The 3,587-nt window shown below is 41.8% G+C and carries 2 protein-coding genes, 1 tRNA gene and 1 rRNA gene; 1 reads left to right on the forward strand and 3 read right to left on the reverse strand.

Annotated features, from left to right (window positions below):
• Positions 1-349: ribosomal RNA gene (locus AB4Z45_RS32750) — 16S ribosomal RNA — on the reverse strand; the annotation flags it as partial.
• A 660-nt stretch (positions 350-1,009) separates the two neighbouring features.
• Between AB4Z45_RS32750 and AB4Z45_RS32755 the strand changes: the two genes are divergently transcribed.
• Positions 1,010-1,786 carry a MerR family transcriptional regulator gene (locus tag AB4Z45_RS32755; RefSeq protein ID WP_441913814.1) on the forward strand — a complete coding sequence of 259 codons (777 nt, stop codon included), beginning with the start codon at positions 1,010-1,012 and terminating at the stop codon, positions 1,784-1,786.
• A gap of 133 nt (positions 1,787-1,919) precedes the next feature.
• On the opposite strand, the gene AB4Z45_RS32760 is transcribed toward AB4Z45_RS32755, so the two are convergent.
• Both AB4Z45_RS32760 and AB4Z45_RS32765 read right to left on the reverse strand, forming a co-directional pair.
• Entirely contained in the window at positions 1,920-3,194 is a 1,275-nt protein-coding gene (locus tag AB4Z45_RS32760; RefSeq protein ID WP_441913815.1) for an ATP-binding protein, read from the reverse strand.
• Positions 3,195-3,448: 254 nt separating this feature from the next.
• Positions 3,449-3,528: transfer RNA gene (locus tag AB4Z45_RS32765), tRNA-Leu, on the reverse strand.
• Positions 3,529-3,587 lie beyond the last annotated feature (59 nt).

Raw genomic sequence — 3,587 nt, forward strand, 5'->3', positions numbered from 1 at the left:
GAGTCTGGGCCGTGTCTCAGTCCCAGTGTGGCCGATCACCCTCTCAGGTCGGCTACGCATCGTCGCCTTGGTGAGCCGTTACCTCACCAACTAGCTAATGCGCCGCGGGTCCATCYATAAGTGATAGATTGCTCCATCTTTCCCGATTCGATCATGCGACCAWATCGCGTATCCGGTATTAGCATTCGTTTCCGAATGTTATCCCAGTCTTAYAGGCAGGTTACCCACGTGTTACTCACCCGTCCGCCGCTAACCRGCGTTTTCCGAAGAAAACGCTAGTCCGCTCGACTTGCATGTATTAGGCACGCCGCCAGCGTTCGTCCTGAGCCAGGATCAAACTCTCCAAATTGGTTGTTTGACTTGCTCATTACTTTTTTATCGCTTTTCTCACGATTCGTTAGAATCGTAAGGGCAGTTATTACTCGTTGTTCAGTTTTCAAAGAGCAATCTATTCTTTCGTTTGTCATGCTTGTTTTGCTTGCTGTCCGCGTGTGTCTCTCGGCCAGAAATAGAATATACCATGCATTCACCCATTAATGCAAGTCTTTTTTGAAATTAATTTATAATAATCTTTATTTACATATGTAAAACCCTTTCTATAGAGCTGTAAAGCCTATGTTTACTACAATAAAGCATGTAAATACATGATTCCATCATTAAAGAAGAAGAATAACATCAATTATAAATGGATATCGTTTACAGCGCAAATGAGCAACTCTTTAACATTCTCAATCATATATGCTTTCCATCCATTTTATAATGCTATATCGCTCTCCATAGCTGTGCAAACTTATTTTCAACAATAGTATTCTCAGCTATACTACAATTCCTCGTTAATCGTGAATTGAGTTTAATTACTTCAATAAACAGAATAATTACATGAAAGACATTAGTCCATTCTCCAATTCCACTCTGGTTAAATCCTATACTATTGATCTTGCGTTATTAAAAAACAGTTGACCTTCACGTTGCGTGAAGGTGTACGATGATGTTGTCAGGAGGTGAACACATGGAATACACCATACAAAAGCTAGGTCGATTAGCTGGAATTAGTACACGTGCGCTGCGTTATTATGATGAGATCGACATGCTTAAACCTGCACGGTTGAATTCCTCAGGCTATCGCATTTACGGGCAAGCGGAGGTTGATCGGCTGCAGCAGATTCTATTTTACAAAGAGCTTGGAATCGGATTAGAGGAAATCAAGGCCATCGTGACATCACCTTCCTTTGACGGTGAAAAGGCACTGCTGCAGCATCGACAAAAGCTTTTAGAGAAAAGAGTACAGCTAGATCAGCTTATCGCTAATGTCGACAAAACATTAGCTCAAAAAGAAGGGAGAATAATAATGGAGAATAAAGAGAAATTCGAAGGTTTTAAGCAGCAGCTCATTAATGAGAACGAGAAGAGCTATGGTAAAGAGATTAGAGAAAAGTACGGAAACGAGAAGGTGGATCTCTCTAACCAAATAATCAAAAACATGACTAAAGAACAGCACACTGAGATCGAAAAGTTAGGAGCCGAGGTCATAAGCATGCTTGAGGAAGCTTTTGCGACTGGTGATCCCGCTGGTCAGTTAGCACAGAAAGCAGCCGATCTCCATCGACAATGGCTAAGTTTTTATTGGGGCAGCTATACCAAAGAAGCACATGCGGGTGTTGCTCAAATGTATGTAGATGATGAAAGGTTTACAGCCTATTATGATAAAAACCAGCCCGGTGCTGCTTTATTTCTAAGAGATGCCATTCTTATTTATACAAATATGGATACCTCGCTTAATCCATAAAGAAAGGTGTAGGAAGGCATTCGTTTGCCTAACTACACCTTCCTTGCCGTTAGTCGAATCTAGCGGCCCTTATCTGTACGTTACTCTCCAACCTAGTCGGAAGCGATTTGCGGTTCCAATCGAAGCAGCTATCCTATTTGGATGCAGGATATAACGGCACACTTAGTGCAAACTCACTTCCAACTCCCTTTGTGCTTTTAAGCGCAAGTTTGCCGCCAAGTAGATTGGTAAGCTGTATGCAAATAGAAAGCCCTAATCCAGTTCCTTCATATTTCCGCTGAATCGTGCTGTCCTCTTGTGAAAATGTATCAAAAACTCGCTGCTGGTTGTCCTCATCTATCCCAATACCGGTGTCCTTTACAACAAATACAATGCAGTCAGTAAGCTTATCCTTGTATACGTGCAAAGCGACCTCGCCCTTATCCGTAAACTTAATCGCATTGTTTAATAGATTGCGAATAATTTGGCTCAGCTTTTGTCCATCGGATACAAGCATTTGAGGAGCCTCTTCATCTATTACAACTTCGAAGCTTAGCTGCTTCTTTTCAGCTAAATGGGCAAATTCATGGTATGCCAGCTGCGTAACATCCTCGACGGACACTTCTCCCCAGTTGATGTCCATTTGCCCTGCTTCCATCTTGGATAAGTCCAGGATGTCATTAATGATTCGCAGCAATTCGTTACTAGAGCTGTTTATCATGTCTGCATACTCAAAATTCTCATCGTGTTCCTTGCTGGCTGTATTCTCACGAATGAGTTCTGAGAGGACAATGATGCTATTAAGAGGTGTCCGAAGCTCATGAGACATATTAGAGAGAAAGTCCGACTTGTATTTGGATGACTTCATGATTTGTATCGCTTTGTCTTCAAGCTCCTTCGTTTGCTCCATTAGAAGCAAGTTATTGTCGCGCAGCTCGTCCGAACGGAGCTGTTCGTTATAAAAATCATTAATAATAAATAAGAATAAGGCACCAAGCAAAATAGAAAGAGGCAGCGTAAAAGGCATAATCTGCTTCAAGTACAACTCACGAGACAGAGCGCCAAAGATCGCGATACCAGTTACCTGTACAATATTGATGGTGAGCAAAGAAATCGTTGCCTTCTTACGATAGCCCCATAACTGGCGTCGTTCGTAAAGCATGACGAGCCCCGCAGCGACGAGTCCCATAATAGCGATATTAATTGATCCCGTTAGTGAGCTTGGTGTTATTCCATTGACAAAAAATCTTGAAGCAGAGATACCAAGTCCAATAATAAAAACATGGCGCGGATCTCGGAACACTAATGTTGCAAAAATAATAGGTACGCCGCGCAAATCGAATAAGGGCCCCTTACCTAATTCTACACCAACCATCATCGTCAGCCAGCCGGATAAAATAAAAGTGACAATCAACAAACTATTTTTCACATTGGAGGAAGCTCGGTTTAGAAAATTCTTATATAGGAGGTTAAAAAGGTAAGCACAAGTGATGAGAATGCTTATATTTGTAAAAAAGGTGACGGAAAAATTCATATATGTCCTCCCTTAGCTGTTTTTATTGTACACGAGGCTAACTCCTTTGACAAAAAAATAGCTCAAAAACATCTCATTTGAGTATCATTTCCTACTTTTGAACAACAAAAAAAGCCTTGCTAAGCAAGACTTCTTTTGTCGTACTATGATGCGCGTAGAGGGACTTGAACCCCCACGGTTGCCCGCTAGATCCTAAGTCTAGTGCGTCTGCCAATTCCGCCATACGCGCGCATCCGAGATTAAAAAATGGTGAGTCATGTAGGATTCGAACCTACGACACCCTGATTA

It is taken from the genome of Paenibacillus sp. MCAF9 (assembly GCF_052114265.1).
Lineage (GTDB): Bacteria > Bacillota > Bacilli > Paenibacillales > Paenibacillaceae > Pristimantibacillus.

Coding starts and splice junctions, on each gene's coding strand:
- AB4Z45_RS32755 (WP_441913814.1), top strand. CDS start 1,010: ATGGAATACACCATACAAAAGCTAGGTCGATTAGCTGGAATTAGTACA.